Origin of the sequence: Pseudomonas sp. BYT-1 (genome assembly GCF_023611805.1) — a bacterium.
GTDB lineage: Bacteria > Pseudomonadota > Gammaproteobacteria > Pseudomonadales > Pseudomonadaceae > Aquipseudomonas > Aquipseudomonas guariconensis.
On the sequence record NZ_CP072559.1, the window covers coordinates 2,230,047 to 2,253,575 of the forward strand.

General features: G+C 67.1%; 22 protein-coding genes. 17 read left to right on the plus strand and 5 right to left on the minus strand.

The features are described 5' to 3' along the window. Positions 1-5: 5 nt before the first annotated feature. From J5X93_RS10290 to J5X93_RS10310, 5 genes are all read right to left on the minus strand, one after another. Positions 6-1,589: a FadD3 family acyl-CoA ligase gene (locus J5X93_RS10290; RefSeq protein ID WP_182818638.1), complete on the minus strand. Its 1,584-nt coding sequence runs from the start codon at positions 1,587-1,589 to the stop codon at positions 6-8. A 67-nt stretch (positions 1,590-1,656) separates the two neighbouring features. Further along, positions 1,657-2,403: an SDR family NAD(P)-dependent oxidoreductase gene (locus J5X93_RS10295; protein WP_182941106.1), complete on the minus strand. Its 747-nt coding sequence runs from the start codon at positions 2,401-2,403 to the stop codon at positions 1,657-1,659. Between the two features lie 148 nt (positions 2,404-2,551). Further along, positions 2,552-3,643: a ferredoxin--NADP reductase gene (locus tag J5X93_RS10300; RefSeq protein WP_182941103.1), complete on the minus strand. Its 1,092-nt coding sequence runs from the start codon at positions 3,641-3,643 to the stop codon at positions 2,552-2,554. Position 3,644: 1 nt separating this feature from the next. After that, positions 3,645-5,342: an FAD-binding protein gene (locus J5X93_RS10305; protein WP_182941099.1), complete on the minus strand. Its 1,698-nt coding sequence runs from the start codon at positions 5,340-5,342 to the stop codon at positions 3,645-3,647. Between the two features lie 9 nt (positions 5,343-5,351). Next, the gene (locus J5X93_RS10310; RefSeq protein ID WP_043214641.1) at positions 5,352-5,870 is read right to left on the minus strand and encodes a flavin reductase family protein; all 519 of its coding nucleotides are present in this window, start codon (positions 5,868-5,870) and stop codon (positions 5,352-5,354) included. 211 nt (positions 5,871-6,081) lie between these two features. Here J5X93_RS10310 and J5X93_RS10315 point away from each other — a divergent pair, with 211 nt between their 5' ends. The 17 genes from J5X93_RS10315 (at position 6,082) to J5X93_RS10395 (ending at position 23,529) form a co-directional block, all read left to right on the plus strand. Further along, on the plus strand, positions 6,082-7,263 hold the full coding sequence (locus tag J5X93_RS10315; RefSeq protein WP_043214643.1) for an acyl-CoA dehydrogenase family protein: 1,182 nt from the start codon (positions 6,082-6,084) through the stop codon (positions 7,261-7,263). A gap of 123 nt (positions 7,264-7,386) precedes the next feature. After that, positions 7,387-8,511 (plus strand): LLM class flavin-dependent oxidoreductase, encoded by a 1,125-nt coding sequence (locus J5X93_RS10320; protein ID WP_102082469.1) that lies wholly within the window; start codon positions 7,387-7,389, stop codon positions 8,509-8,511. A 281-nt stretch (positions 8,512-8,792) separates the two neighbouring features. After that, a complete protein-coding gene (locus J5X93_RS10325; protein WP_043214648.1) occupies positions 8,793-9,689 on the plus strand; it encodes a VOC family protein in 897 nt (298 codons plus the stop codon). 11 nt (positions 9,690-9,700) lie between these two features. Then, complete coding sequence (locus tag J5X93_RS10330; protein ID WP_043214650.1) at positions 9,701-10,582, plus strand: CoA transferase subunit A; 882 nt, start codon at positions 9,701-9,703, stop codon at positions 10,580-10,582. Between the two features lie 12 nt (positions 10,583-10,594). Next, entirely contained in the window at positions 10,595-11,398 is an 804-nt protein-coding gene (locus J5X93_RS10335; protein ID WP_090345702.1) for a CoA-transferase subunit beta, read from the plus strand. 38 nt (positions 11,399-11,436) lie between these two features. After that, positions 11,437-12,309 carry an enoyl-CoA hydratase gene (locus tag J5X93_RS10340; protein WP_043214653.1) on the plus strand — a complete coding sequence of 291 codons (873 nt, stop codon included), beginning with the start codon at positions 11,437-11,439 and terminating at the stop codon, positions 12,307-12,309. 2 nt (positions 12,310-12,311) lie between these two features. After that, the gene (locus J5X93_RS10345; protein WP_182941096.1) at positions 12,312-13,379 is read left to right on the plus strand and encodes an NAD(P)H-dependent flavin oxidoreductase; all 1,068 of its coding nucleotides are present in this window, start codon (positions 12,312-12,314) and stop codon (positions 13,377-13,379) included. 12 nt (positions 13,380-13,391) lie between these two features. Then, positions 13,392-14,147 (plus strand): enoyl-CoA hydratase family protein, encoded by a 756-nt coding sequence (locus tag J5X93_RS10350; RefSeq protein ID WP_182941093.1) that lies wholly within the window; start codon positions 13,392-13,394, stop codon positions 14,145-14,147. Between the two features lie 9 nt (positions 14,148-14,156). Continuing rightward, positions 14,157-15,323, plus strand: a complete 1,167-nt coding sequence (locus tag J5X93_RS10355; protein ID WP_043214659.1) for an acyl-CoA dehydrogenase family protein — start codon at positions 14,157-14,159, stop codon at positions 15,321-15,323. A gap of 10 nt (positions 15,324-15,333) precedes the next feature. Then, positions 15,334-16,413 carry an acyl-CoA dehydrogenase family protein gene (locus J5X93_RS10360; RefSeq protein ID WP_182941090.1) on the plus strand — a complete coding sequence of 360 codons (1,080 nt, stop codon included), beginning with the start codon at positions 15,334-15,336 and terminating at the stop codon, positions 16,411-16,413. After that, positions 16,406-17,554: an acetyl-CoA C-acetyltransferase gene (locus J5X93_RS10365; protein WP_182941087.1), complete on the plus strand. Its 1,149-nt coding sequence runs from the start codon at positions 16,406-16,408 to the stop codon at positions 17,552-17,554. Before J5X93_RS10360 ends, J5X93_RS10365 begins: the two co-directional genes overlap by 8 nt. A 15-nt stretch (positions 17,555-17,569) precedes the next feature. Beyond that, positions 17,570-18,445 (plus strand): SDR family oxidoreductase, encoded by an 876-nt coding sequence (locus J5X93_RS10370; RefSeq protein ID WP_043214667.1) that lies wholly within the window; start codon positions 17,570-17,572, stop codon positions 18,443-18,445. A 243-nt stretch (positions 18,446-18,688) separates the two neighbouring features. Further along, on the plus strand, positions 18,689-19,861 hold the full coding sequence (locus tag J5X93_RS10375) for an acyl-CoA dehydrogenase family protein (protein ID WP_182941084.1): 1,173 nt from the start codon (positions 18,689-18,691) through the stop codon (positions 19,859-19,861). After that, the gene (locus J5X93_RS10380; protein WP_090345724.1) at positions 19,858-21,048 is read left to right on the plus strand and encodes an acyl-CoA dehydrogenase family protein; all 1,191 of its coding nucleotides are present in this window, start codon (positions 19,858-19,860) and stop codon (positions 21,046-21,048) included. Before J5X93_RS10375 ends, J5X93_RS10380 begins: the two co-directional genes overlap by 4 nt. Before the next feature lie 15 nt (positions 21,049-21,063). After that, entirely contained in the window at positions 21,064-21,846 is a 783-nt protein-coding gene (locus tag J5X93_RS10385; RefSeq protein WP_250034814.1) for an SDR family oxidoreductase, read from the plus strand. Positions 21,847-21,848: 2 nt separating this feature from the next. Further along, positions 21,849-22,307 carry a MaoC family dehydratase gene (locus J5X93_RS10390; RefSeq protein WP_043214675.1) on the plus strand — a complete coding sequence of 153 codons (459 nt, stop codon included), beginning with the start codon at positions 21,849-21,851 and terminating at the stop codon, positions 22,305-22,307. 19 nt (positions 22,308-22,326) lie between these two features. Then, the gene (locus J5X93_RS10395) at positions 22,327-23,529 is read left to right on the plus strand and encodes an acetyl-CoA C-acyltransferase (RefSeq protein WP_182941078.1); all 1,203 of its coding nucleotides are present in this window, start codon (positions 22,327-22,329) and stop codon (positions 23,527-23,529) included.

The window sequence follows — 23,529 nt, forward strand, 5'->3', positions numbered from 1 at the left end:
GGTTCTCAAACAGGCTCCGCGACCCAAGCGCGCAACACCTGCTTGGCCACCTTGCCGGTGGCATTGAGCGGCATGTTGTCCAGCACCTGGACCCGCCGTGGCACCTTGTAATTGGCCATCTGAACCCGGCACCAGGCCAAGAACGCCGCTTCGTCGATCCGCTGCCCCGGCACCGGCAGCAGGAAGGCCATGGCGACCTCGCCCAGACGCTCGTCGGCAATGCCGATCACCGCCGCCTGGGCCACACCGGGATAACGCACCAGAGTCTGTTCGATCTCCGCCGGGTACACGTTGAAACCACCGGTGATGAACATGTCCTTCAAGCGGTCGGTAATGCGCAGATAGCCCTCGTCATCGAGCACCCCCACATCGCCGGTATGCAGCCAGCCCTGGGCGTCGATCGTCTCGTCGGTGGCCCTCGGATCGTCCAGGTAGCCGCGCATCAGGTTGTAGCCGCGCACCAGCACCTCGCCCGGCTGATTGGCCGGCACCGGCTGGCCTTGGGGATCGACGCAGCGCACCTCGACATCAGGCATCGCCCGGCCACAGGTGGTGGCGACCCGCTCGGCGCTGTCGCCGGCCCGGCAGATAGTGACGAAGCCACAGGCCTCGGTCAGGCCGTAGGCGGTGACGATGGTGGCAAAGCCCAGCTCGCTGGCCATGCGCCGGATCATCTGCACCGGGATCGACGCCGCGCCCGTCACGGCAATGCGCAGGCTGCCCAGGTCATACGCCTGGCGCTCGGGGTGGGCCAGCAATGACTGGTACAACGTGGGCGGCCCGGGCAGCACGTTGATGCGCTCGCGCTGGATACATTCAAGCAGCGCCTGGGTGTCGAACACCTGCTGCGGCAGCAGGGTGCAGCCGCGCATCAGCGCTGCGACCCAGCCGGCCTTGTAGCCAAAGGAATGGAAGAACGGGTTGACGATCAGGTAGCGATCGCCCGCCTGCAGACCGACGATTGCGCTCCAGTCACGCACCACGCGCAGGTTCTGGCCATGGCAGCTCATCACGCCCTTGGGCTTGCCCGAGGTGCCGGAAGTGAACAGCAGGTCCGACAAGGTGTCGGCCGTGACCTGTCGTTCGCGTTCGCTCAAACAGGCGTCGGGCACCTGCTCGGCGAGGGCGAGAAAGTCCTCCCAGGCCAGGCCTTGGCCGACATCGCCCTCAGGGCGCAGGTGGATCACCTGGCGCAGCGCGGGCAAGGTCTGGTCGGCCAACAGGGCAGGGTAGTCGGTGTCGAGAAAACGGCTGATGCAGAACAGCACACAGGTGCCGCTGTCGTGCAGCACCTGCGCGGCCTCGGCGCCTTTCATGCGGGTGTTCAGCGGCACCAGGGTGGCGCCGACGCTGTGCAGGGCGGCGGCCGCGACGATCCACTCCCAAAGGTTCGGAGCCCACACTGCCACCCGCGCCGCCACCGGCACGTCCAGGGCCAGCAAGGCACGCGCGGCCTGGCGGCGCAACTGGTCCAGGCGCTGGTAGCTGATGGGATCGCCGGCGTCTTCGATGGCCGGGCGCTCGCCGTAGGCCTCGGCGGCCAGGGCGAACAGTTGCGGGAAGGTCTGGGCATTTTCCACGGACGGCATGTGGCCTCCTCAGGCAGAGGATCGATAGACGAAGGGAAAGGCCGGGCGCCAGGCCCGGCCGGGTCGGTCAGGCGCTGGGCGGGGCGAAGCGGCGGCCGGCGGAGAAACCACCGTCCACGGCGATCATCTGCCCGCTGACGAAGGACGCCTCGTCGCTGGCCAAAAACAGCGCGACATTGGCCACTTCTTCCGGCTGCCCGGGGCGGCTGAGCATGTGCTGCGAGGCGAAGAAATCATGGAACGCCTGGTTCTCGCGGACCATGCTGGTCATCGGCGTTTCGACCAGGCCCGGACACAGGCCGTTGACGCGGATATTGGCGTAGCCATAGTCGATGGCCATGCTGCGGGTCAGCTGGTTGATGCCGCCCTTGGAGACGTTGTAGGCGACGTTGCCGTCGCAGCCCTGCAGGCCGAAGATCGAGCCGATGTTGATGATCGAGCCGCTGCGCTGGGCCTGCATCTGCCCCAGCACATGCTTGCTGGTGAGCATGCTGCCGGTCAGGTTGATGTCCAGGACCCGCTGCCAGTCGGCGGTGCTGGCGCTGGTGACGCTGCCTTGGCTGGCGACGCCGGCGGCGTTGACCAACACATCGATATGGCCGAAACGCTGGACGACCTCGGCCATCACCTGCTGCACCTGGGTTTCGTCGCGGACATCCAGGGTCATGAACAGGCCCGGGAAGTCCGCTGGCGCCTGGCCGACATCCAGCCCGACCACCTGGGCGCCCTCGGCGCTGAAGCGACGCACGCAGGCCAGGCCAATGCCCGACGCGCCCCCGGTGACCACCGCGACCTTGTTTTGCAAACGAGCCATATTCGAACCTCTGTCTTTTATTGTTGTGAAGCTGCTGCTGTGGCGAGTCTACCTGTTGCGGGGGCGGGTGGGATCGTCTGTAGAGACTAGGGGGGACTGGCTTTTTCGCGGGTAAACCCGCGAATTGGCCAGGGCGACCTCGAAAGCCTTAGGCAGGAAACTTCAATCGCACCCGCGCGCCCTGCGGATGCCCCTGGCACGCCAAGGTCCACCCGGCCGCAAGCTCCGCCTGGCTGAGCACATCGTTGCGGGTCAGCTGCGACTGGCCTTCCTCGACGGTGCACATGCAGGCCCCGCAGAACCCTTCCTCGCACGAGTACGGCACATCCAGCCCCGCCGAACGACAGCTCTGCAGCAGGGTTTCGCCCGGGCGCGGCACGATCTGGTGGGTCACACCGTCCAGCTCCACCAGCAGCAGCTCGCAGCCGGTGCCGTCAAGTGGCACCGGGGCCTGTGCGGCGCCTTGACTGTCCGGGTCGGGCGGCGAGACGAAACGCTCCACATGGATGCTGTCGCGTGCTTCGCCCAAGGCCAGCAGGGTGGTTTCCACGGTGTCCATGAACGGCCCTGGCCCGCAGATGAAGTAGTCCGCGCCACGCCAATGGCGCACCAGCTGGCGTACCTGGGCGGCATCGAGAAAGCCTTGCACCGAGTCCAGCACGTGCACCACCTGCAATTGCTCCGGGTGGGCCCGGGTGAGCAGGCGCAATTGATCGCGGAAGATCACCGACGCCTCGTCACGGTTGGCATACACCAGCAGCACCGGGCGCTGGCCGCTGTGCAGCACCGCCTTGAGCAAGGAGAACACCGGGGTGATGCCGGAGCCGCCGCCAAACAGCACCAAGGGCCGGCTGGCGTCGGCCGCCTGGCGCTGGTCGAGACAGAAGTACCCGGCCGGCGGCAGCACGTCGAGCCAGTCGCCGGCCTGCACGTGCTGGTTCATCCAGTTCGACACTCGCCCGCCTTCGACGCGCTTGATGGTCACCTGGGGCTGTGCATCGGTCCACGGCGAGCTGGACATCGAGTAGCAACGGGTCAGGCGCTTGCCGTCCACGGTCACCCGAAAGCTCAGGAACTGCCCGGGTTTGTAGGCAAAGCGTTCGCGCAGTGCCTGCGGGACGTCGAACACCAGCGAGCGGGCATCGGCGGTCTCGTCGATCACCGCGCTCACCTGCAGGCGCAGCGTGCTGGCAGGCGCCGGGCTGGCCTGGGTCTGGTCTGGGGTGGCCTGGATGTTCATGTCAGCGGCCACGGGTCAGTTGCGCGTTGCATGGGTGTTCTCCTTCAGAGGCACGTTGGCTTGCGGCAAGCTCGGCCACATGGGCCGCGGCGCGCCGGCCAGAAAAGACACAATCGGCCAGGGACAGGCCCGAGACATACAGGTTCGACGCAACGCCCACGGCGCAGCGGCCGGCGCCGTACAGCCCGGCGATGGGGGCGCCTTGCTGGTCGAGCACCCGGCCGCTTTGCTCGCACACCCGCAGTCCGCCCAAGGTCAGGGTCGGGCAGGGGTAAAGGCGGCTGTCGTAGGACAGATCCAGGCAATACCAGGGGCCCTGGCCCAAGTCATGCAGCATCGAGGCGGACTTGCCCAGCGGGTCGGTGGTCTCGCCACGGGCCGCCAGGTTGTAGGTCTCCACGCTGCGGCGCAGGGTGTCGGCGGGCAACCGGCAGCGGTCGGCCAACTGCTCCAGCGTGTTGCCTCGGCGGCAGTTGAACAGCAGGTTGAGCAGCACCGGCAAACGCTGGAACGACCACACCTTGCCTGGCCCGACCTGCGCCAGGGCCTGGTTGCGCAAGGTGCGGTCGAGGATCAAAAGTGCACGGCCGTCGTGTTCCTCGACCATGGCATGGCCCAGGGTGGCGCCGTAGAGTTCTTCGTTGCAGTAGCGCTCGCCCCGGGCGTTGACGATCAATCCGCGCGCCCAAGCCAGCGGTGGATTGATGAAGCGCCAGGCGCTGACTTTGTTCATGCGCCCAAGGCTGGCGCCCACGCTACGCCCCAAGTCGATGCCGCTGCCGTCACAGCCGCTGCTGCCCAGGGGCAGGCCATCGAGGTAGCGCGGCGCATACTCGCCCAACAGCTGGCGGTTGAACACGAAACCGCCGCTGGCCAGCACTACACCATGATCGGCGCGGACCCGCACCGGCCGGGCATAGCGTTGCTCGAGGCGCTGCATGCGCGCCCGCAGCCTGGCGGACAACGCCGGCACGTACATGTGCACGGCGGCGGCCCAGCGCGCCAGTCGCGCATGGCTGCGTGCCGCGCGGCTGCCGGCGGGCAATTGCCAGGCTTCAACGCCGATCACCTGGTTGTCACGGTCGATCACCAAACGCCGCACCTGGCACTGGGTGCGCACCTGCACGCCACGGCGCCGGGCGCTGTCGGCCAGGGCACGGAACAGCGCCGAACCGGACATGCCTGTGCCTTTGGTGCGGTGCCCGCGGGGCGCGGCGGCGGCATCAACGGCATAGGCTGGCACCGCCTCGTTGCCCGAGTAATAGAGGTAGTAGCGGTCGCTGGGATAGGAAGTCTTGTGTGGGGCCATGCTGCCCTCGAACACCGCGCCCTGGCGCTCCAGCCAGGCCAGTTGCTCCCGGCTGCCTTCGCAAAAAGTGCGCAGGGTCTGTTCGCTGACCGCATCGCCTACCTCCTTGCGCAAGTAGTTGAACATCGCCTCGCTGCTGTCCGGGTAGCCCGCTTGCAATTGCTGGGGCGTACCGCCGCCGGCATAGACCACGCCACCGCTCAGGGCCGTGGCGCCGCCGCCGGCGAAGCGCTCCAGTACCAACACCGAAAGGCCGCGACTGGCGGCCTCGATGGCGGCACTGGCACCGGCGCCGCCGAAGCCGACCACCACCAGGTCGGCGCGCTGCTGCCAGTGCAGTTGCTCGGCGTTGTCGACGCGCAGCGGTGCTGTCACCGCGTGCTTCGCCATGGCCGCGCCTCAGCCGACACTGGCCGCGAGGGGCGCAGGCTTGGCAGTGGTGGTGTAGTGGCCGTCCAGGTACACCAGCGGGGTGATGGTCGGGGTGGTGTGGATGCGCAGGATGCGACCGATGAAGACCGTGTGGGTGCCGTAGGCGAACTGGCCATCCTGGCGGCAGAGGATCGATGACTGGGCGTCGGCCAGGTACGGGATGCCTTCGTCGCTGGTCAGCCACTCACCTTGGCCGAAGCGCGCCTCGCCCTTGATGCTGCCGCTGCACAGGTGTGCCAGGTGCTGCTGCTCCAGGCCCAGGATGTTCACGCAGAAGCTGGCACCGGCGGCCAGCGCGGCGTGAGGTGAGGCGCTCTGGTTGACGCAGATCAGCAGCGATGGCGGCTCGGTGCTCAGCGAATCCACCGCAGTGGCGGCCATGGCGAAGCGCTGGCTGCCGTCGCTGGTGCTGATGATGGTCACGGACTTGGCCAGGCGGCGCATGGCCTGGAGCATGTCGGCTTTCAAATTGTTGTTGTCGTTCATCGCACGCCCTCGGGTTGGCTGTCTCAGTGGGATGAATTCTTCCAACGACTGCAAGGGGCAACATCGTCCGAGGGGACTAGTCAATGCGCACCCCACATGGTCCGTTTGAGGGATGTCGCGCGCGATTGACCTTGTTGCAATGGCCACGGTGGAGGCCCAACGCCTCTCTCGCACGCTCCGGGGATCGGGGCGATCAGAGGAGAACAACAAGATGAATCAAGACCTCGTACGCCAACAGTTGCGCCAGCGCGCCCGTGAACTGGTGCCGGTGCTGCGTGAACGTGCCGAGCAGGCCGCGCAGATGGGCCGCCTGCCGGAACAGACCCTCGCTGACTTCCACGAGGCAGGCTTCTTCCGCATTCTCCAACCGGCCCGCTGGCAGGGCCTGGAGCTCGAACCCAAGGACTTCTTCGAGGTGCAGATGACCCTGGCCGAGGGGTGCATGTCGTCAGCCTGGGTGCTGGGCGTGGTGGCGATCCACAACTGGCAGCTGGCGCTGTTCGATGACCGCGCCGCGCAGGATGTCTGGGGGCAGGACACCTCCGTGCTGATCTCCTCGTCCTACATGCCAGTGGGCAAGGTCCAGCGGGTCGAAGGGGGCTTCCGTCTGAGTGGGCGTTGGGGGTTCTCTTCCGGCAGCAAGCATTGTCAGTGGGCGTTCCTTGGGGCCATGGTGCCGCCGGCTGAGCCGGGCGGCGCGCCGGACTACCGCACCTTCCTGGTGCCGCGCAGCGATTACCAGATCCTCGACAACTGGAACGTGATGGGCCTGGAGGCCACCGGCTCCCATGACGTGCTGGTCGAGGACGCCTTCGTGCCCGAGTACCGCACCCACCGCGCCGTCGATGGCTTCATGCAAGACAGCCCGGGCAATGCGGTCAACACCTCGCCGCTGTACCGCCTGCCGTTCGGGCAGATCTTCGTGCGCGCGGTGTCGTCCTCGGCGATCGGTGCGTTGCAGGGCGCGGTCGATCACTTCATCGCCCACAACAAGGCGCGGGTGGCGGTCAACGATGGCCGCAAGATGCTCCAGGACCCGGCCGCCCAGAGCGCCCTGGCCGATGCCATGGTCTGCGTCGATGAGTGCCGCACCGTGCTGCTGCGCAACTTCGAGGTGATGCTCGACCATGCACGCGCCGGCACCGCGCTCGGGATGCAGGCGCGGGTGAAGATGCGCTACGACTCGGCCCTGGTGGCCGACCGCTGCGCCAAGGCGGCGGCACAGCTGATGTTCAACAGCGGTGCATCGACCATTTTCCGTGGCCACCCGATCAACCGTGCGTTCCGCGACATCCACACAGGGCGCGCCCACGTCGCCAACAGCCCGGCCAAGTACGCCTGGAACCTCGGCGGCGTGAGCATGGGCCAGGACACTACCGACTTCTTCCTCTGAACCGCCGGGCGCTCACCGAAACCGGCTAGTCCGTTTTAGGGATTCGAGCCCACCCGCGATGCCAGAGGATGTGACCAAGGCCGGCGCTGCCGGCCAACGTCAACAGAACAACAAGGAACGCACATGAAATTCTCGCTGATATACGAAGCCCAGACGATCGATGCCAGCCGCGAGGGTGACCGCAAGATCTTCGATGACACCGTCGAGCAGGCGGTGCTGGCCGACAAGCTGGGCTTCGACACCTTCTGGTGCGTGGAGCACACCGCGCTGACCAACTACTCGCACATGTCCGCGCCGGAAACCATGCTCGCCTTCGTGGCCGGCAAGACCGAGCGCATCGGCATCGGCCACGGCGTGGTGTGCCTGCCGCCGGCGATGAACCACCCGGTCAAGGTGGCCGAGCGCATCGCCACCCTGGACCTGCTGTCCAAAGGCCGTGTGCATTTTGGCGTGGGCAAGGGCGGCACCCAGCAGGAGGCCGGCACCTTCGGCTATGACCTGGCGACCCTGCAGCCGCAGATCGACGAGGCCATGTACCTGATCCCGAAAATGTTCGTGCAGGATGAGATCGAGCACCACGGCGACTTCGTCAAGATCCCCAAGCGCCCGATCCACCCCAAGCCTTACCAGGATCCGCACCCGCCGATGTACCTGGCCTGCACCAACACCGACTCGCTGAAAAACGCCGGCGGCCGTGGCATGGGCGCGCTGGTGCTGGGTTTCGGTGGGCCCGAGGAAATCGCCAAGAAGGTCCAGGTCTACCACCAGGCCTTCGACAACCGTGAGGCGCGCAATCAGGTGGGCTTCCGCCCGAACCGCCACATCGCTGCGCTGTGCCCGGCCATCGTGCTGGATGACAACGAAACCGCGCGCCGCATCGGTATTCGCGGCCAGCGTTACTTCATGGAGTCGCTGGGCTACTGGTACGGCGGCGGCGAGCGTCCGGATCCGCAGAAGTGGAAAGACGACACCTACGTCGATGGCAATGGCCAGGCGGTGATCAAGTCGCGCTTTGCCTCCGAGGAAGTGAGCGTGGACTTCTCCGACCCGACCATGGCGATGATGAACCCCAACCATGCCTACGGCACCGTCGAGGACTGCATTGGCTATGTGCAGCGCCTGATCGATGCCGGCGCCGACGAGATCCTGTTCATCTGCCAGATGGGCACCGTGCCGCAGTGGGCTCAGCTGGAGACCTTGCGCAACATCGGCGAGAAGGTCATCCCGCATTTTCGCAACAAGCAGTAAGCCCATCGGGGGGCTGCAACGCAGCCCCATTTGCGCAAGCGCGGGGTATGGCACCGGCCTTGCCGGTGTTCTCGGGTGAACTCGCTCCCTCAGGTTCTGTGCTGTTGGTGCGCATGGCGCCAAACCAGTGGGAGCGGGCTTGCCCGCGAAGCATTCGCCGCCGAGCAAGGCCGTTGCTCTGCCGGTATCACGCGGCCTGCGGGCCGGTAGTCCTATTGGACGATGCCGCCAACCCCCTGACTGGCTTGAATACGCCAAGTACAAAAACGAGGAGATCGTGCATGGATATCCGTGGCCTGGGTTACGTCACCGTACGTTCCAGCGACCTGGCGCAGTGGCGTCACTACGCATCCCAAGTGCTGGGCATGATGGTGGTCGAGGACGAGCGCGGCGAGCGTCTGTTCCTGAAGATGGACGAGCGCCCGTACCGCATCCTGGTGCAGCACAGCGCCCAGGATGGTTTCGGCGCCTGTGGCTGGGAAGTAGCCGGCCAGGCCGCCTTCGACCAGGCCGTGGCCGAGCTGCACGCCGCCGGCGTGGCGGTGGAGCAGGGCAGCGCTGAGCAAGCTGCGCTGCGCCAGGTCCAGGCGCTGGCGCTGTTCGCCGACCCTGATGGCAACCGCCACGAGCTGTACTGGGGCCCGCGCCAGGATTTCGCCCGCTTCGTCTCCCCGGTGGGCGTGCGCGGTTTCGTCAGCGACGGGCTGGGCATGGGCCATGTGGTCCTGCCGGCACCGACCTTCGACCGCTGCCGCGATTTCTACGAGCAGGTGATGGGCTTTGGCCTGTCGGACCTGATGAAAGTGCGCTTCACCCCGGACCCTGCCGAGCCGGAAAAACGCATTCACTTCATGCACTGCAACAACGGCCGTCACCACTCGCTAGCGATCTTCGAATGCCCGGTGCCTAGCGGTTGCGTGCACATGATGGTCGAGGTCGCGGGCCTGGAAGACGTGGGCCGCGCCCTGGACCGCATGCACGCCAACGGCGTGAAGCTCTCCGCGACCCTGGGCCAGCACACCAACGACCAGATGATCTCCTTCTACATGAAGACCCCGTCCGGTTTCGACCTGGAGTACGGCTGCGACGGCCTGGTGGTCGACTGGAGCCGGCACACCCCGTTCGAAAGCACGGTGGTCAGCCAGTGGGGCCACGACTTCAGCGTCGGCCGCCAATGAGGACAACACCCATGGATAAACAGATGACCACGGCCGAAATGGTCGCCCAGTTGCGCGACGGCATGACCCTCGGCATCGGCGGCTGGGGCCCGCGCCGCAAGCCCATGGCGTTGGTGCGCGAGATCCTGCGCTCGGACCTCAAGGACCTGACCATCGTCGCCTACGGCGGTGCTGACGTCGGCCTGCTGTGCGCTGCCGGCAAGGTGAAGAAACTGGTGTTCGCCTTTGTCTCCCTCGACTTCATCCCACTCGAGCCGTACTTTCGCAAGGCGCGCCAGGAAGGCGCCCTGGAAGTGATGGAGATCGACGAAGGCATGCTGCTGCTGGGCCTGCGTGCCGCCGCCATGAACGTGCCGTTCATCCCCACCGCGGTGGGCCTGGGCACCGACGTGTTGCGCCACAACCCCGAGATCAAGCTGATCGCCTCGCCTTACGCCGATGGCCGTGACTGGGTCGCGATGCCAGCGCTCAAGCTCGACGCCGCCCTGGTGCACGTGGACCGCGCCGATGCGCGCGGCGTGTGCCAGATCGCCGGCCCCGACCACTACATGGACGATCTGTTCGTGCGGGCCGCGGCGCGCACCTATGTCACTTGCGACGAGTGGGTCGACAGCGCGTGGTTCCACGCGGAGCCTGCGCGTGCGCACCAGGTGTTCTGGGAGCGCAACCTGACCACCGCCGTGGCCCACGTGCCTGGTGGCGCGCACCCCTCGTCCTGCGCGCCGCTGTATGGCTTCGACGTGCCGCACTTCAAGGCCTACGCCGCCTCGGCGCAGAGCGAAGAGGGCTGGCAGGCCTATGTCGATCAGTACGTGGCCTGTTCCCACTCCCAGTACCTGGAGCGTTGCGGGGGCCTTGAGGCCATCCGTCGATTGCCCCTGCCGGTTTTCTAAGCGAGGAACGTCATGACCACCGCAAGCACCTACAGCCTCGCCGAACTGATGATCTGCGCCGCCGCCCAAGCCTGGCGCGACGACGGCGAAGTCCTGGCCACCGGCATCGGCGTGATCCCACGCCTGGCGGCGTCCCTGAGCATGCTCGACAACAACCCACGACTGATGATGACCGACTCGGAAGCCTATATGGTCGCCGAGCCCGTGCCGGTCGGTGCGCGCAATGGCTACGTGCCCAAACGCGACAGCTGGATGGGCTTCTCGCGCATCTTCGACAACGTCTGGAGCGGCAAGCGCCACGCCATGATCGGCCCGATCCAGGTCGACCGCTTCGGCCAGGCCAACATCTCCTGCATCGGCGGCGACTACCACAAGCCCAAGGCGCAGATGCTGGGCGTGCGGGGCCTGCCGGGCAACTCCATCAGCCATGCCAACTCGTTCTATGTGCCCAGCCACAACCGCCGGGTGTTCGTCGAAGGCGAGTGCGACGTGGTCGCCTCGGTGGGCTACAACCCCGCGCGCCTGGCCCGTGGCTGGTCGCTGGAAGACATCGACATCCGCCTGATCGTCACCGACCTGTGCGTGCTCGACTTCCTCGGGCCTGAGCACCAGGTGCGCGTGCGCTCTCTGCATCCTGGCGTGAGCCTGGACGAGGTGCGTGACAACACAGGCTTTGCCCTGCATGTGCCTGAGCACTGCCCGGTGACCACAGCGCCCACCGAGGCGCAGTTGCAGCTGATCCAGCGACTGGACCCGCATAACCTGCGCGCCAGCCAGCTCAAGGACAACCCACCGGGCCAGCGCTCCGCGCGCTGACAGCCCGTTCCAGCCAACCGCCTTGCCGGAGTGCAGTAATGAGCGAGCAAAACAATAAAGAGGCCGATGAGGTGGTGCTGTACGAAGTGCGGGGCGCGGTAGCCCTGGTCACCATGAACCGCCCCGAGTACCACAACGCCCAGAACTCGCGGATGACCTATGCCCTGGATGCGGCCTTCGCCCGTGCGTGCGCCGATGACCAGGTCAAGGTCATCGTCCTGCGCGGGGCCGGCAAGCACTTCTCCGCCGGGCACGACATCGGCACCCCAGGGCGTGACGTCAACCAGAGCTTCGAGCGCGTGAGCCTGTGGTACGACCATGTCGACAAGCCTGGCGGCGAGTTCCTCTACGCCCGTGAGCAGGAGGTGTACCTGGGCATGTGCCGGCGCTGGCGCGAGATGCCCAAGCCGACCATCGCCATGGTCCAGGGCGCCTGCATCGCCGGCGGCCTGATGCTGGCCTGGGTGTGCGATTTGATCGTGGCCAGTGACGATGCGTACTTCCGCGATCCGGTGGTGCGCATGGGGATTCCGGGGGTGGAGTACTTCGCCCACGTGCATGAGCTCAATCCGCGTATCGCCAAGGAGTTTCTCTTCCTCGGCGCGCCGATGCCGGCGGCGCGTGCCTACCAGATGGGCATGCTCAACCGCGTGGTGCCCCGCGAGCAGCTGGAGCAGGAGACCTTGGTCATGGCCGGGCAGATCGCCCAGATGCCGCGCCTGGGCCTGCAACTGAGCAAACAGGCGGTGAACAACGCCGAAGACCTGATGGGCAAGCGCTCGACCATGGACATGGTGTTCGGCCTGCACCACTTCGCCCATGCTCACAACGAGTTGGTTTCCGGCGATCGCCTGGGTGGCTACGACGCCAAGGCCATGGCCAGCTCCCAGCGCGAACCGGGGAGGGCGTGAGCATGGCCGTGTCGCTCGATACCCGCCTGACCGCCTTGCTCGGCTGCCGCTACCCGATCATCCAGACCGCCATGGGCTGGGTCGCCGACCCGCGCCTGGTGGCCGCCACCTGCAACGCCGGGGGCTTTGGCTTTCTGGCCGGGGCGACCATCGAACCCCGGCAGATGGAGGCAGCGATCCTCGAGACCAAACGCCTGACTGACCGTCCGTTCGGGGTCAACTTCCACATGTACCAGGCCAACGCCGAAGAGATCGTCGAGCTGGTGGTGCGCCACCAGGTGCGCGCGGTCAGCTACAGCCGCTCGCCAGGCAAGCAGATGATCACCCGGCTCAAGGACGCCGGGGTGGTCTGCATGCCCACGGTGGGCGCGCTGAAGCACGCGCAGAAGGCCGTGGAGATGGGCGCCGACGTGGTGACCGTGCAGGGCGGCGAGGGCGGTGGCCACACCGGTGCGGTGCCCACGGCCATGCTGCTGGGCCAGGTGCTCGACGCGGTGCAGGTGCCGGTGGTGGCCGCAGGTGGTTTCAAGGATGGCCGCGGGTTGGTGTCGGCCCTGGCCCAGGGCGCCGATGGTATTGCCATGGGCACGCGTTTTCTGATGACCGCCGACAGCCCGGTGCCCCAGGCCACCCTGGCGCGCTACCTGGCGGTCAAGGACCCGGCGGCGGTGATCGTCAGCCGGGCCATCGATGGCTTGCCGCAACGCATGATCCGCAACGAGCTGCTCGATGAGCTGGAAACCAGCAGCGGCCTGCGTCGCTGGCTGCTGGCCGTGCGCAGTGGCCTGGCCTACCGCCGTCACACGGGCCTGGGCCTGGGGCAGTTGCTGGGCAGCGCCCTGAAGATGCGCCGCGACGGCGGCCTGAGCGCCGCCCAGAGCCTGATGGCGGCCAACGCGCCGATGGTCATCCAGAAAGCCATGGTCGAAGGTCTGCCCGCCGAAGGCGTGTTGCCGGCCGGGCAGGTGGCCGCAGGCATCGACAGCCTGCCGGGCTGCGCCGAATTGATAGAGCAGATCGTCCGGGACGCCGAGCAGCGCCTGGGCGCGCTGTGTCGCCGAATTTCGTGAGGGGGACTCCCAGTGCAACCATTCAACGTGAGCATCGATAACGGCGTTGCCGAGATGGTCCTCAACCATCCCCCGGTCAATGCCTTCAACAGCCAGGGCTGGGCCGACATCGCCAGCACCCTGCAGGCGCTGGGCGAGGACGCGCAGGTCAGGGCCATCGTCATCCGCGCCGAAGGCCGTGGCTTCTGCGCCGGGGTCGATATCAAGGAGCTGGCTGCTGACGGCAACCTGATCGTCGCGGTCAACAAGGGCAACTACGACACCTTCAAGGCCGTGCATCGCAACAAGGTGCCGGTGATCGTCGCCGTGCACGGTTTCGTCCTGGGCGGTGGCATTGGCATCTGCGGTGCCGCTGACATCGTCGTCGCGTCCGACTGCGCGCGCTTTGGCGTGCCCGAGGTGGACCGTGGCGCCATGGGCGGCGGTGCCCACCTGCAGCGGCTGTTCCCAGTGCAGAAGGTGCGCCACATGTACTTCACCGGCGAGATGATCGACGCCGCCGAGGCCTACCGCCTGGGCGCGCTGGAGCGGGTGGTGCCGCGCGAGCAGTTGCGCGAGACCGCGTTGGGCATCGCCGCATCCATCGCCGCCAAGAGCCCGGCGATGATCCGCCTGGCCAAGGAAGCGCTCACCGGCATCGAGGACGGCAACCTGGAAGACAAGTACCGCTGGGAGCAGGGCTTCACCCTCGAGGCCTACCGCACCCAGGACTCCCAGGAAGCCCGCGACTCGTTCGTCGAGAAGCGCCACGCGAACTTCAACGGCTGAGGGCAGACCATGGACCTTACCTACACCCCTGCCCAGCAGGCCTTTCGCGCCGAAGTGCGGGCCTGGCTCCAGGCCAATGTGCCGAGCCAACCGCTGCCTTCGTTCGACACCGAGGAAGGCTTTGCCGCCCACCGCGCCTGGGAAGCGCGCCTGAACGAAGGCCGCTGGGGCATGGTCACCTGGCCCACGCGCCTGGGCGGGCGCGGCTGCGACCTGATCGAATGGCTGATCTTCGAAGAAGAGTACTACCGGGCCGGTGCACCGGCGCGGGTCAACCAGAACGGCATCTTCCTGCTCGGCCCGACCCTGATGGAGTACGGCACCGAGGCGCAGAAGGCGCGCTTCCTGCCACGCATGGCCACCGGCCAGGACATCTGGGCCCAGGGTTGGTCGGAGCCGGGCGCAGGCTCGGACATGGCAGCGATCCGCTCGCGCGCCGAGCGTGACGGCGACCACTATGTGATCAATGGCCAGAAGACCTGGTCGACTCGGGCGGTATGGGCCGATTGGGTGTTCGGCATCTTCCGCACCGACCCGGGTTCCCAGCGTCACCACGGCCTGACGTTCATTCTGGTGCCGCTCAACAGCCCCGGCATCACTGTGCGGCCGATTGCGCAGCTCAACGGCTTGCCAGGCTTTGCCGAGATCTTCTTCGACGATGTGCGCGTGCCGGTGGAGAACGTACTCGGTGGGGAGGGCATGGGCTGGCACGTGGCGATGTCCACGGCGGGCTTCGAGCGTGGCTTGATGCTGCGCTCGCCGGCGCGCTTCCAGGAAACCGCCCGGCGGTTGGTGCAGCTGTACCAGGCCAACCGCGAACGCGCCGACCGGGACCCGGCCATCGGCGAGGCGGTGATGCGCGCCTGGCTGGATGCCGAGGCCTACACCCAGTCCACCTACATGACCGCCTCGCAGCTGGTCAAAGGCGGGCGCATCGGGCCGGAGTCCTCGACCAACAAGATCTTCTGGTCCGAGCTTGACCTGCGCATGCACGAAACGGCCATGAGCATCCTGGGCCTGCGCGGCGAGCTGCTGCCCGAGGCGCCGGCTGCTGGGGACGTCGGTCAATGGCTGGACGGCTTCCTGTTCGCCCAGGCCGGGCCCATCTACGCCGGCACCAACGAGATCCAGCGCAACATCATTGCCGAACGCATGCTCGGCATGCCGCGTGCCTGAGGAGCAGACCATGGACTTTAGTTTCAACAGCGACCAGTTGCTCTTCCAGGACAACGTACGCAGTTTCTTTATCAACGAAGTGACGCCCGAGCGCATCCGCGAGCTGTGGCAGAGCGACAGCGGCCGTTGCGACCGGCTCTGGGGGCAACTGGTGGAGCTGGGCCTGACTGCCTTGACCGTGCCGGAGCAGTACGGCGGCATGGGCCTGGGCGCCTTGGACTTCGTCTTGCTGGCCCAGGAATGCGGCTATGCGGGCCTGCCGGAGCCGCTGGTGGAGACCATGCTGGTGGCGGTGCCGCTGCTGGCCGAACTGGGCGCGGCGCACGAGGGCCTGAAGGCGGACTGGCTGGGGCGCGTGGCCGAGGGCCAGGCGCGCCTGGCGGTGAGCGAGCCGGGCAATCCGCTGGTCAGCGACGCCCACGTGGCCGACCTGCTGCTGCTCAGCCACGCCGATGAGCTGCACGCCGTGCCGCGCGAAGATGCCGAGCTGGTGCGCAACCTGTCTGTGGACCCGAGCCGCCAGCTGTACCAGGTGCTGTGGACCCCCGGCGCGGCCACCTGCGTAGCCCGTGGCGAGGAGGCCGCGCGGTTGCTGGCGCGCGCCTTCGAGCGCGGCGCGCTGGGCTGCGCGGCGCAATTGCTGGGCCTGGCTAAGCGCATGGTGGACCTGGCCGTGGACTACAGCTTCGAGCGTAAGCAGTTCGGCAAGCCGATCGGCTCGTTCCAGGCGGTCAAGCACTTGATGGCCAATGTTGCGGTGCGCATCGAGTTCGCCAAAGGCCCGCTGTACCGCGCCGCCCACGCGGTGGCCCACGGTGAGGCCGGGCAGGCGCTGGCGGTGTCCCACGCGCGCCTGGCGGCCTCGGAGGCGGCGCTGTTGGCCGCCCGCAACGCCATCCAGACCCATGGCGCCATGGGGTACACCTGGGAGGTCGACCTGCAGCTGTTCATGAAGCGCGCCTGGGCTCTGGACAAGGCCTGGGGCGACCATGCCCTGCACAAGGCGCGGATCCGCCAGGCGCTGTTCGACTCACGCCGGGCCATAGGGGCCGGCACCACGTTCATGTCGGCAGAGGTAGAAGATGCCTGAAGCTTATATCGTCGATGCCCTGCGCACGCCCACCGGGCGACGCAAAGGTGGCTTGGCCCATATCCACGCGGCCGATCTGGGCGGTCACGTGCTACGCGCTCTGGTCGAGCGCAATTCGATCCCCGATGAAGACTACGACGACGTGATCTTTGGCTGCGTCGACACCATCGGCCCGTTGGCCGGCGACATTGCCCGCACCGCGTGGCTGGCGGTCGGCCTCAGCGACGCGGTGCCCGGCACCACCGTCGACCGCCAGTGCGGCTCTTCGCAGCAGGCGCTGCACTTCGCCGCCCAGGCGGTGATGAGCGGCACCCAGGACGTGGTGGTCGCAGGCGGCGTGCAGACCATGACGCAGATCCCGATTTCCTCGGCCATGACCGCCGCCGAGCCGTTGGGCTTCACCAACCCGTTCACCGGTTCCGAAGGCTGGGTGCGCCGCTACGGCTCGACCCCGCCGACCCAGTTCCGCTCCGCGCAGATGATCGCCGAGCACTGGCAGCTCAGCCGCCAGGCGCTGGAGGCCTATTCGCTGGAGTCCCATCGCCGTGCGCTGCGGGCCATCGAGCAGGGCTATTTCACCCGTGAGATCGTGCCCCTGGCCGGGGTCGAGCATGACGAAACCCCACGTCACACCAGCCTGGACAAGATGGCCGAGCTCGACATCCTGTTTGGCTGCGACCGCGTCACCGCGGGCGTCTCCAGCCAGACCTGCGACGCGGCCAGCGCGCTACTGGTGGTTTCGGAGGCGGCGCTCAAGCGCTACAACCTCACACCCCGGGCGCGCATCCATCACATGAGCGTGCGTGCCGCCGACCCGGTGTGGATGCTCACCGCGCCCATCCCGGCCACCGCCTATGCGCTCAAGCGCGCCGGCATGCGCCTGGAGCAGATCGACCGGGTGGAGATCAACGAAGCCTTCGCCGCGGTGGCCATGGCCTGGATCAACGAGACCGGCTACCCCCACGCCCAGACCAACGTCAACGGCGGCGCCATCGCGCTGGGCCATCCACTGGGCGCCACCGGCACCCGGATGATGTGCAGCCTGCTCCACGAGCTTGAGCGCAGCGGCGGGCGTTATGGCCTGCAGACCATGTGCGAAGGCGGCGGCCAGGCCAACGTCACCATCATCGAGCGCCTGTAAGCGCAGGAGAGTCCCATGAGCAGTTGCAACAACCGAGTCGTGGTCATCACTGGCGCAGGCGGCGGCCTGGGCCGCGCCTACGCCCTGGCCTTCGCGGCCGAAGGCGCCAAGGTGGTGGTCAACGACATCAACCGCGACGCAGCCGAAGCGGTGGTCGCGCAGATCCGCGAGCAGGATGGCCAGGCCATCGCCAACAGCAACGACATCACGCATTACGAAGACGCAGGACGCATCGTCGCCGCCGCGCTGGAGGCCTTCGGCGGCCTCGATGTGGTGGTGAACAACGCCGGCATCTGCCGCGACCGCATGTTCGCCAGCCTCACCGAGGCGGACTGGGACGCGGTGGTGGCGGTGCACCTGAAGGGGCACTTCTGCCTGTCCAGCCATGCCGTACGCCACTGGCGCGAGCAGGCCAAAAATGGCGTCAAGGTCGATGCGCGCATCATCAACACCAGCTCCGGCGCGGGCCTGCAGGGCTCGATCGGGCAGTCCAACTACGCCGCAGCCAAAGGCGGTATCGCGTCCTTGACGCTGGTTCAGGCGGCGGAGCTGGCGCGTTATGGCATCACCGTCAACGCCCTGGCCCCGGCGGCCCGTACCGGCATGACCGAAGGGGTGTTTGGCGAGGTGATGAAAAAGCCCGAAGCAGGCTTTGATTACTTCGCTCCGGAGAACGTCGCGCCAGTGGTGGTGTGGTTGGGCTCGCGCGAATCCGCTGGCGTCACCGGGCAGATGTTCGAGGTCGAAGGCGGCAAATTGTCCATCGCCGACGGCTGGCGGCGCGGCCCGCTGGTCGACAACCAAGGCCGTTGGGCCGTGGCCCAGGTGGGCGCGGCGGTCGGTGAGCTGCTGGAGCGTGCCGTGCCGGCACAGAAAGTCTACGGCAGCTGATTCGAGGTTTTTTCGCCATTAGGGCGGGGCCGCACCACATGCCAGGGTGGTGCGGTTTTTTTTTGCCTACACACAATCTATGCGTGGTCCTTTCGCTGGTGCGGGGTTGTCTTGTGATAACCGGCGGAGCCGATTTACCCGCGAAGCAGACACCACCGCGCCTAGTCCACTTGGCCGATTCGACCGCCAGCGCATCTGGCCACACTCGCAGGCACCTGGGCCAGACGAGTAGAAGACGCCGCGATGGACTTTGCATTGAGCGACGAACAGGAAATGATCCGCGCATCGGCCGAGGGCTTCCTTGCCGATGTGTCCGACTGTGCCGCCGTGCGCGCGGCCATGGTCAGCGAAACCGGTTATGACACCGACCTCTGGCAGCGCCTGTGCAACGAAATGTACTGGCCTGCGATTCACATTCCCGAAGCCTACGGCGGTTTGGGCCTGGGCTTCGTCGAACTGGCCATCCTCCTGGAACAGATGGGCCGGCGCCTGTTGTGCTCGCCGTTCTTCGCCACTGCCTGCCTGGCCACGCCAGCGCTGCTGCTGGCCGGCACCGAGGCGCAAAAACAGCGCTGGCTGCCGGCCATCGCCGAAGGCCGTGTGCGCGGCACCGCAGCCTGGGGCGATGGGGGTGGTTGGTCCGCCGAAGGTATTGGCGTGACGGCAACGCCCGAAGGCGAAGGCTACGTGCTGGACGGCGAATACGCCCAGGTGATCGACGGCTACAGCGCCGACCTGCTGGTGGTCGCCGCGCGTCTGGCCGGCAGCACGGGCGAGGCGGGCGTGAGCCTGTTCCTGGTCGAGGCCGGGCAGACCGGCCTGGCGCGTCAGTGGCAGCCGACCATGGACCAGACCCGGCGTTTGGGCCGCGTGCGCCTCACGCGTCTGTACGTGGGCCCGGACGCGGTGCTCGGCGAGGCCGGTACGGCCTGGCCAAAACTGCAGGACATGCTGCGCCTGGCCTGCGTGGGCCTGGCCGCCGAACAGGTCGGCGGCGCCCAACAGGCGTTGGACCTGAGCGTGGCCTACCTGCAGGAGCGCCAGCAGTTCGGCCGCCCCTTGGCCAGCTTCCAAGCCCTCAAGCACCGCGCCGCCGACATGATGCTGCAAGTCGAATGCGCGCGCTCGGCGAGCTATTACGCCGCCTGCGTCGCCCAGGAGGCGCTGGATCCCGCCGGTGACGCCCAGGTGGCCGCAGAGTTGCCACTGGCCGCTTCCCTGGCCAAGTCCCAGTGCTCCCAGGCGTACTTCCACTGCGCTGCCGAGTCGATCCAGTTGCATGGCGGCGTGGGCTTTACCTGGGAATACGACCCGCATCTGTATTTCAAGCGTGCCCGGGCCAGCGAGAGCTACCTCGGCGCACCGGCCTGGCATCTGCAACAAATCGCCAGCGTGATTATCGGGGAGCAGCCATGAAGATCCGTTTCAGTGAGCAGGACGAGCGCTTTCGCCAGGAGGTCGCCCAATGGATGGCCGCCCACTTGCAGGGCGAGTTCGAAGCTCTGCGTTTTCGCGGCGGCCCGGGGGATGAGCACATGTTCCCCGAGGCGCGCAAAGCCTGGGAGCGCAAGCTCGCCGAGGGCGGCTGGACCTGCGTGGGCTGGGCGCCGGAGCATGGCGGGCGAGGGCTGTCGATCAGCCAGCAGGTGATCTTCCACGAAGAATACGCCCGCGCCGGAGGGCCCGGTCGTATGGGGCACATCGGCGAGGGCCTGGCCGGGCCGACCATCGCGGCGTTTGGCAGCGACGAACAGAAGCGGCGTTTCTTGCCGGGCATCGTCCAAGGCACCACGTTCTGGTGCCAGGGGTATTCGGAGCCGGGGGCAGGTTCGGACCTGGCGGCGGTGAAGACCCGCGCCGCACAGGATGCCAACGGCGACTGGCTGATCAACGGGCAGAAGGTCTGGACATCGCTGGCCCACGAATCGGACTGGTGTTTCGTGCTGGCCCGCACCGAGCCGGGCAGCGTCGGCCACCAGGGCTTGTCGTTCTTGCTGGTGCCGATGGACCAGCCGGGCATCAGCGTGCGGCCGATCGAGCAGATGACCGGCACCTCGGAGTTCAACGAGGTGTTCTTCGACGACGCCCGCACCGAGGCGTCGAACATCGTCGGCCAGCCGGGCGAGGGCTGGAAGATCGCCATGGCGTTGCTGGGCTTCGAGCGCGGCGTGTCCACCCTGGGCCAGCAGATGCAGTTCCAGAACGAGCTCGACGAGATCATCGCCATCGCTCGTACCAACGGCGCCGACCGTGACCCGCACCTGCGCCAGCGCCTGGCCGAGGCGTGGTGTGGCCTACGCATCCTGCGCTACAACTCGCTGCGCATGCTCTCCGGGCCTCAGGACGGCACGCTGCGCCGCGAGGCGACCATCTACAAGCTGGGCTGGTCGAGCTGGCACGCCAGCCTCGGCAAGCTGGCCATGGACGTGCTCGGCCCCCAGGCCGAGTTGCTCGAGGCTGCGCCGTATCAGCTCAACCGCCTGCAATCGCTGTATCTGTTCAGCCGCGCCGACACCCTGTACGGCGGCAGCAACGAGATCCAGCGCAACATCATCGCCGAACGCGCCCTGGGCATGCCCCGGGAGCCGCGCCCGCGTCCCTGATCGAGGAGTCTTCGCATGTCCGTTCCACACTATGTTCCCGGCCATGACCTGCTGCGCGGCAAGTCGGTGCTGATCACCGCTGCCGCCGGTTCCGGCATCGGTTTTTCTGCCGCCTTGCGTGCGGCCGAGGAGGGCTGCCGGGCCCTGATGATCAGTGACATCCACGAAGGCCGGCTCAATGAAGCGGTCACGCGCATCCGCGAGGCCACCGGCCTTGCCCAGGTGCATGGGCGCCTGTGCAATGTCACCGACGAAGATCAGGTGCGAGCCCTGGTCGAGGTCGCCGAGGGTACCTTGGGCGGCGTCGATGTGCTGATCAACAACGCCGGCCTGGGTGGGTCGCGGGCACTGGTGGAGATGCCCGACGATGAATGGAACCGGGTGCTCGATGTGACCCTCACCGGCACCATGCGCATGACCCGCGCCATGCTGCCGTACATGATGGCGCGTCGCGCCGGCGTCATCGTCAACAACGCCTCGGTGCTCGGCTGGCGCGCGCAGAAGCAACAGGCTCACTACGCCGCGGCCAAGGCCGGGGTCATGGCCCTGACGCGCTGCGCGGCGGTGGAAGCTGCCGAGCATGGTATCCGCATCAACGCGGTGAGCCCGAGCATCGCCATGCACGATTTTCTCGCCCGCTCCGCGCCCCAGGCGGTGCTCGACCAGCTGGCGGCCAACGAGGCCTTTGGCCGCGCCGCCGAGGTGTGGGAAGTGGCCAACGTGATGATGTTCCTGGCCAGCGACTACAGCTCGTACATGACCGGCGAAGTGCTGTCGGTTTCCAGCCAGAGGGCCTGAACATGGCGCGTATCTTCCGCACACCCGAGGCGTTGCACGAAGCGGTGGGCCAGGAGCTTGGCAAAAGCGACTGGTTGCGCATCGACCAGGCGCGCATCGACCTATTCGCCGAGGCCAGTGGCGACCACCAATGGATCCACGTCGATCCCGAGCGCGCGGCCCAGGGGCCGTTCGGCGCCTGCATCGCCCACGGCTACCTGAGCCTGTCGCTGGTCAACCTGTTCTTGCCGCAGATCATCGAGGTCCAGGGCATCGCCATGGGCGTCAACTATGGTTGTGAACGTGTGCGTTTTCCGTCGGTGGTGCGTGTGGGGTCGCGGGTGCGCGGCAGTGCCTTGCTGGTCTCGACCGAGGCGGTCGGCAGCGGGGTGCAGGCGGTGATCCGCGTCAGCGTCGAGATCGAAGGCCAGGAGCGTCCTGGCTGCGTGGTCGACACCATCAGCCGGTACTACCCGGCATGAGTCATCCAAGGAGTCCAGCATGAACGAAGCAGTGATCGTTTCCACGGCGCGTACGCCCATCGGCAAGGCCTTTCGCGGCGCCTTCAACGACACCGAGGCCCCGACCCTGGGTGGCCACGTGGTAGCCGAAGCGGTACGCCGCGCAGGCATCGCGCCGGACGAAGTGGACGATGTGATCATCGGCGCCGCCGCCCAGCAGGGCACTCAGGCCTACAACCTTGGGCGCCTGTGCGCCACGGCTGCCGGGCTGCCGGTGCAGGTGTCCGGCATGGCGGTGGAGCGCCAGTGCGCCTCGGGCCTGATGAGCATCGCCATCGCTGCCAAGGGCATCCTCTGCAACGAGCTCGACATTGCCGTGGCCGGTGGCCTGGAGTCGATCTCCCTGGTGCAGAACAAGCACAAGAACCTCTACCGCTGGCAGTCCACCCTGGTGCGTGAACGCGACCCGCGGGCCTACATCCCGATGCTCGAGACCGGCGAAATCGTCGCCCAGCGCTACGGCATCACCCGTGACGAACAAGATGCCTACAGCCTGCAGAGCCAACTGCGCACCGCCAGCGCGCAACAGGGCGGGCGCTTCGATCTTGAACTGGCGCCGTTGACCACCCAGAAGCTGATCGTCGACAAGGCCAGCGGCGAGAGCCGTCATGAAGCGGTGACCCTGTTGCAGGACGAGTGCAACCGCCCCGACACCACCGCCGCCAGCCTGGCGGCCCTGGAGCCGGTGTGGGGGGGCGGGCAGTGGACCGAAGCCGGGCGTTTCATCACCGCTGGCAACGCCTCCCAGCTCTCGGACGGCGCCTCGGCCTCGGTGCTGATGAGCGCGCGCTTGGCCGAGCAGCGCGGGTTGCAACCGCTGGGTATCTATCGCGGGCTGGCGGTGGCCGGTTGCGAGGCCGACGAGATGGGCATCGGGCCGGTGTACGCGATCCCCAAACTGCTCAAGCGCCATGGCCTGAAGGTCGATGACATCGGTCTGTGGGAGCTCAACGAAGCGTTCGCCTGCCAGGTGCTGTACTGCCGCGACACACTGGGCATCGACAACGACCGCCTCAATGTCAACGGCGGCGCAATTGCCATTGGCCACCCGTTTGGCATGTCGGGGGCGCGGATGGTCGGGCATGGGTTGATCGAGGGTAAACGCCGGGGTGTGCGCTATGTGGTGGTGAGCATGTGCATCGGCGGTGGCATGGGCGCTGCTGCGCTGTTCGAGGTGGCTTGA

Excerpts from the sequence above, each read along its gene's own strand:
- J5X93_RS10290 (WP_182818638.1), bottom strand. The coding sequence starts at position 1,589 with ATGCCGTCCGTGGAAAATGCCCAGACCTTCCCGCAACTGTTCGCCCTG.
- J5X93_RS10295 (WP_182941106.1), bottom strand. The coding sequence starts at position 2,403 with ATGGCTCGTTTGCAAAACAAGGTCGCGGTGGTCACCGGGGGCGCGTCG.
- J5X93_RS10300 (WP_182941103.1), bottom strand. The coding sequence starts at position 3,643 with ATGAACATCCAGGCCACCCCAGACCAGACCCAGGCCAGCCCGGCGCCT.
- J5X93_RS10305 (WP_182941099.1), bottom strand. The coding sequence starts at position 5,342 with ATGGCGAAGCACGCGGTGACAGCACCGCTGCGCGTCGACAACGCCGAG.
- J5X93_RS10310 (WP_043214641.1), bottom strand. The coding sequence starts at position 5,870 with ATGAACGACAACAACAATTTGAAAGCCGACATGCTCCAGGCCATGCGC.
- J5X93_RS10315 (WP_043214643.1), top strand. The coding sequence starts at position 6,082 with ATGAATCAAGACCTCGTACGCCAACAGTTGCGCCAGCGCGCCCGTGAA.
- J5X93_RS10320 (WP_102082469.1), top strand. The coding sequence starts at position 7,387 with ATGAAATTCTCGCTGATATACGAAGCCCAGACGATCGATGCCAGCCGC.
- J5X93_RS10325 (WP_043214648.1), top strand. The coding sequence starts at position 8,793 with ATGGATATCCGTGGCCTGGGTTACGTCACCGTACGTTCCAGCGACCTG.
- J5X93_RS10330 (WP_043214650.1), top strand. The coding sequence starts at position 9,701 with ATGGATAAACAGATGACCACGGCCGAAATGGTCGCCCAGTTGCGCGAC.
- J5X93_RS10335 (WP_090345702.1), top strand. The coding sequence starts at position 10,595 with ATGACCACCGCAAGCACCTACAGCCTCGCCGAACTGATGATCTGCGCC.
- J5X93_RS10340 (WP_043214653.1), top strand. The coding sequence starts at position 11,437 with ATGAGCGAGCAAAACAATAAAGAGGCCGATGAGGTGGTGCTGTACGAA.
- J5X93_RS10345 (WP_182941096.1), top strand. The coding sequence starts at position 12,312 with ATGGCCGTGTCGCTCGATACCCGCCTGACCGCCTTGCTCGGCTGCCGC.
- J5X93_RS10355 (WP_043214659.1), top strand. The coding sequence starts at position 14,157 with ATGGACCTTACCTACACCCCTGCCCAGCAGGCCTTTCGCGCCGAAGTG.
- J5X93_RS10360 (WP_182941090.1), top strand. The coding sequence starts at position 15,334 with ATGGACTTTAGTTTCAACAGCGACCAGTTGCTCTTCCAGGACAACGTA.
- J5X93_RS10365 (WP_182941087.1), top strand. The coding sequence starts at position 16,406 with ATGCCTGAAGCTTATATCGTCGATGCCCTGCGCACGCCCACCGGGCGA.
- J5X93_RS10370 (WP_043214667.1), top strand. The coding sequence starts at position 17,570 with ATGAGCAGTTGCAACAACCGAGTCGTGGTCATCACTGGCGCAGGCGGC.
- J5X93_RS10375 (WP_182941084.1), top strand. The coding sequence starts at position 18,689 with ATGGACTTTGCATTGAGCGACGAACAGGAAATGATCCGCGCATCGGCC.
- J5X93_RS10380 (WP_090345724.1), top strand. The coding sequence starts at position 19,858 with ATGAAGATCCGTTTCAGTGAGCAGGACGAGCGCTTTCGCCAGGAGGTC.
- J5X93_RS10385 (WP_250034814.1), top strand. The coding sequence starts at position 21,064 with ATGTCCGTTCCACACTATGTTCCCGGCCATGACCTGCTGCGCGGCAAG.
- J5X93_RS10390 (WP_043214675.1), top strand. The coding sequence starts at position 21,849 with ATGGCGCGTATCTTCCGCACACCCGAGGCGTTGCACGAAGCGGTGGGC.
- J5X93_RS10395 (WP_182941078.1), top strand. The coding sequence starts at position 22,327 with ATGAACGAAGCAGTGATCGTTTCCACGGCGCGTACGCCCATCGGCAAG.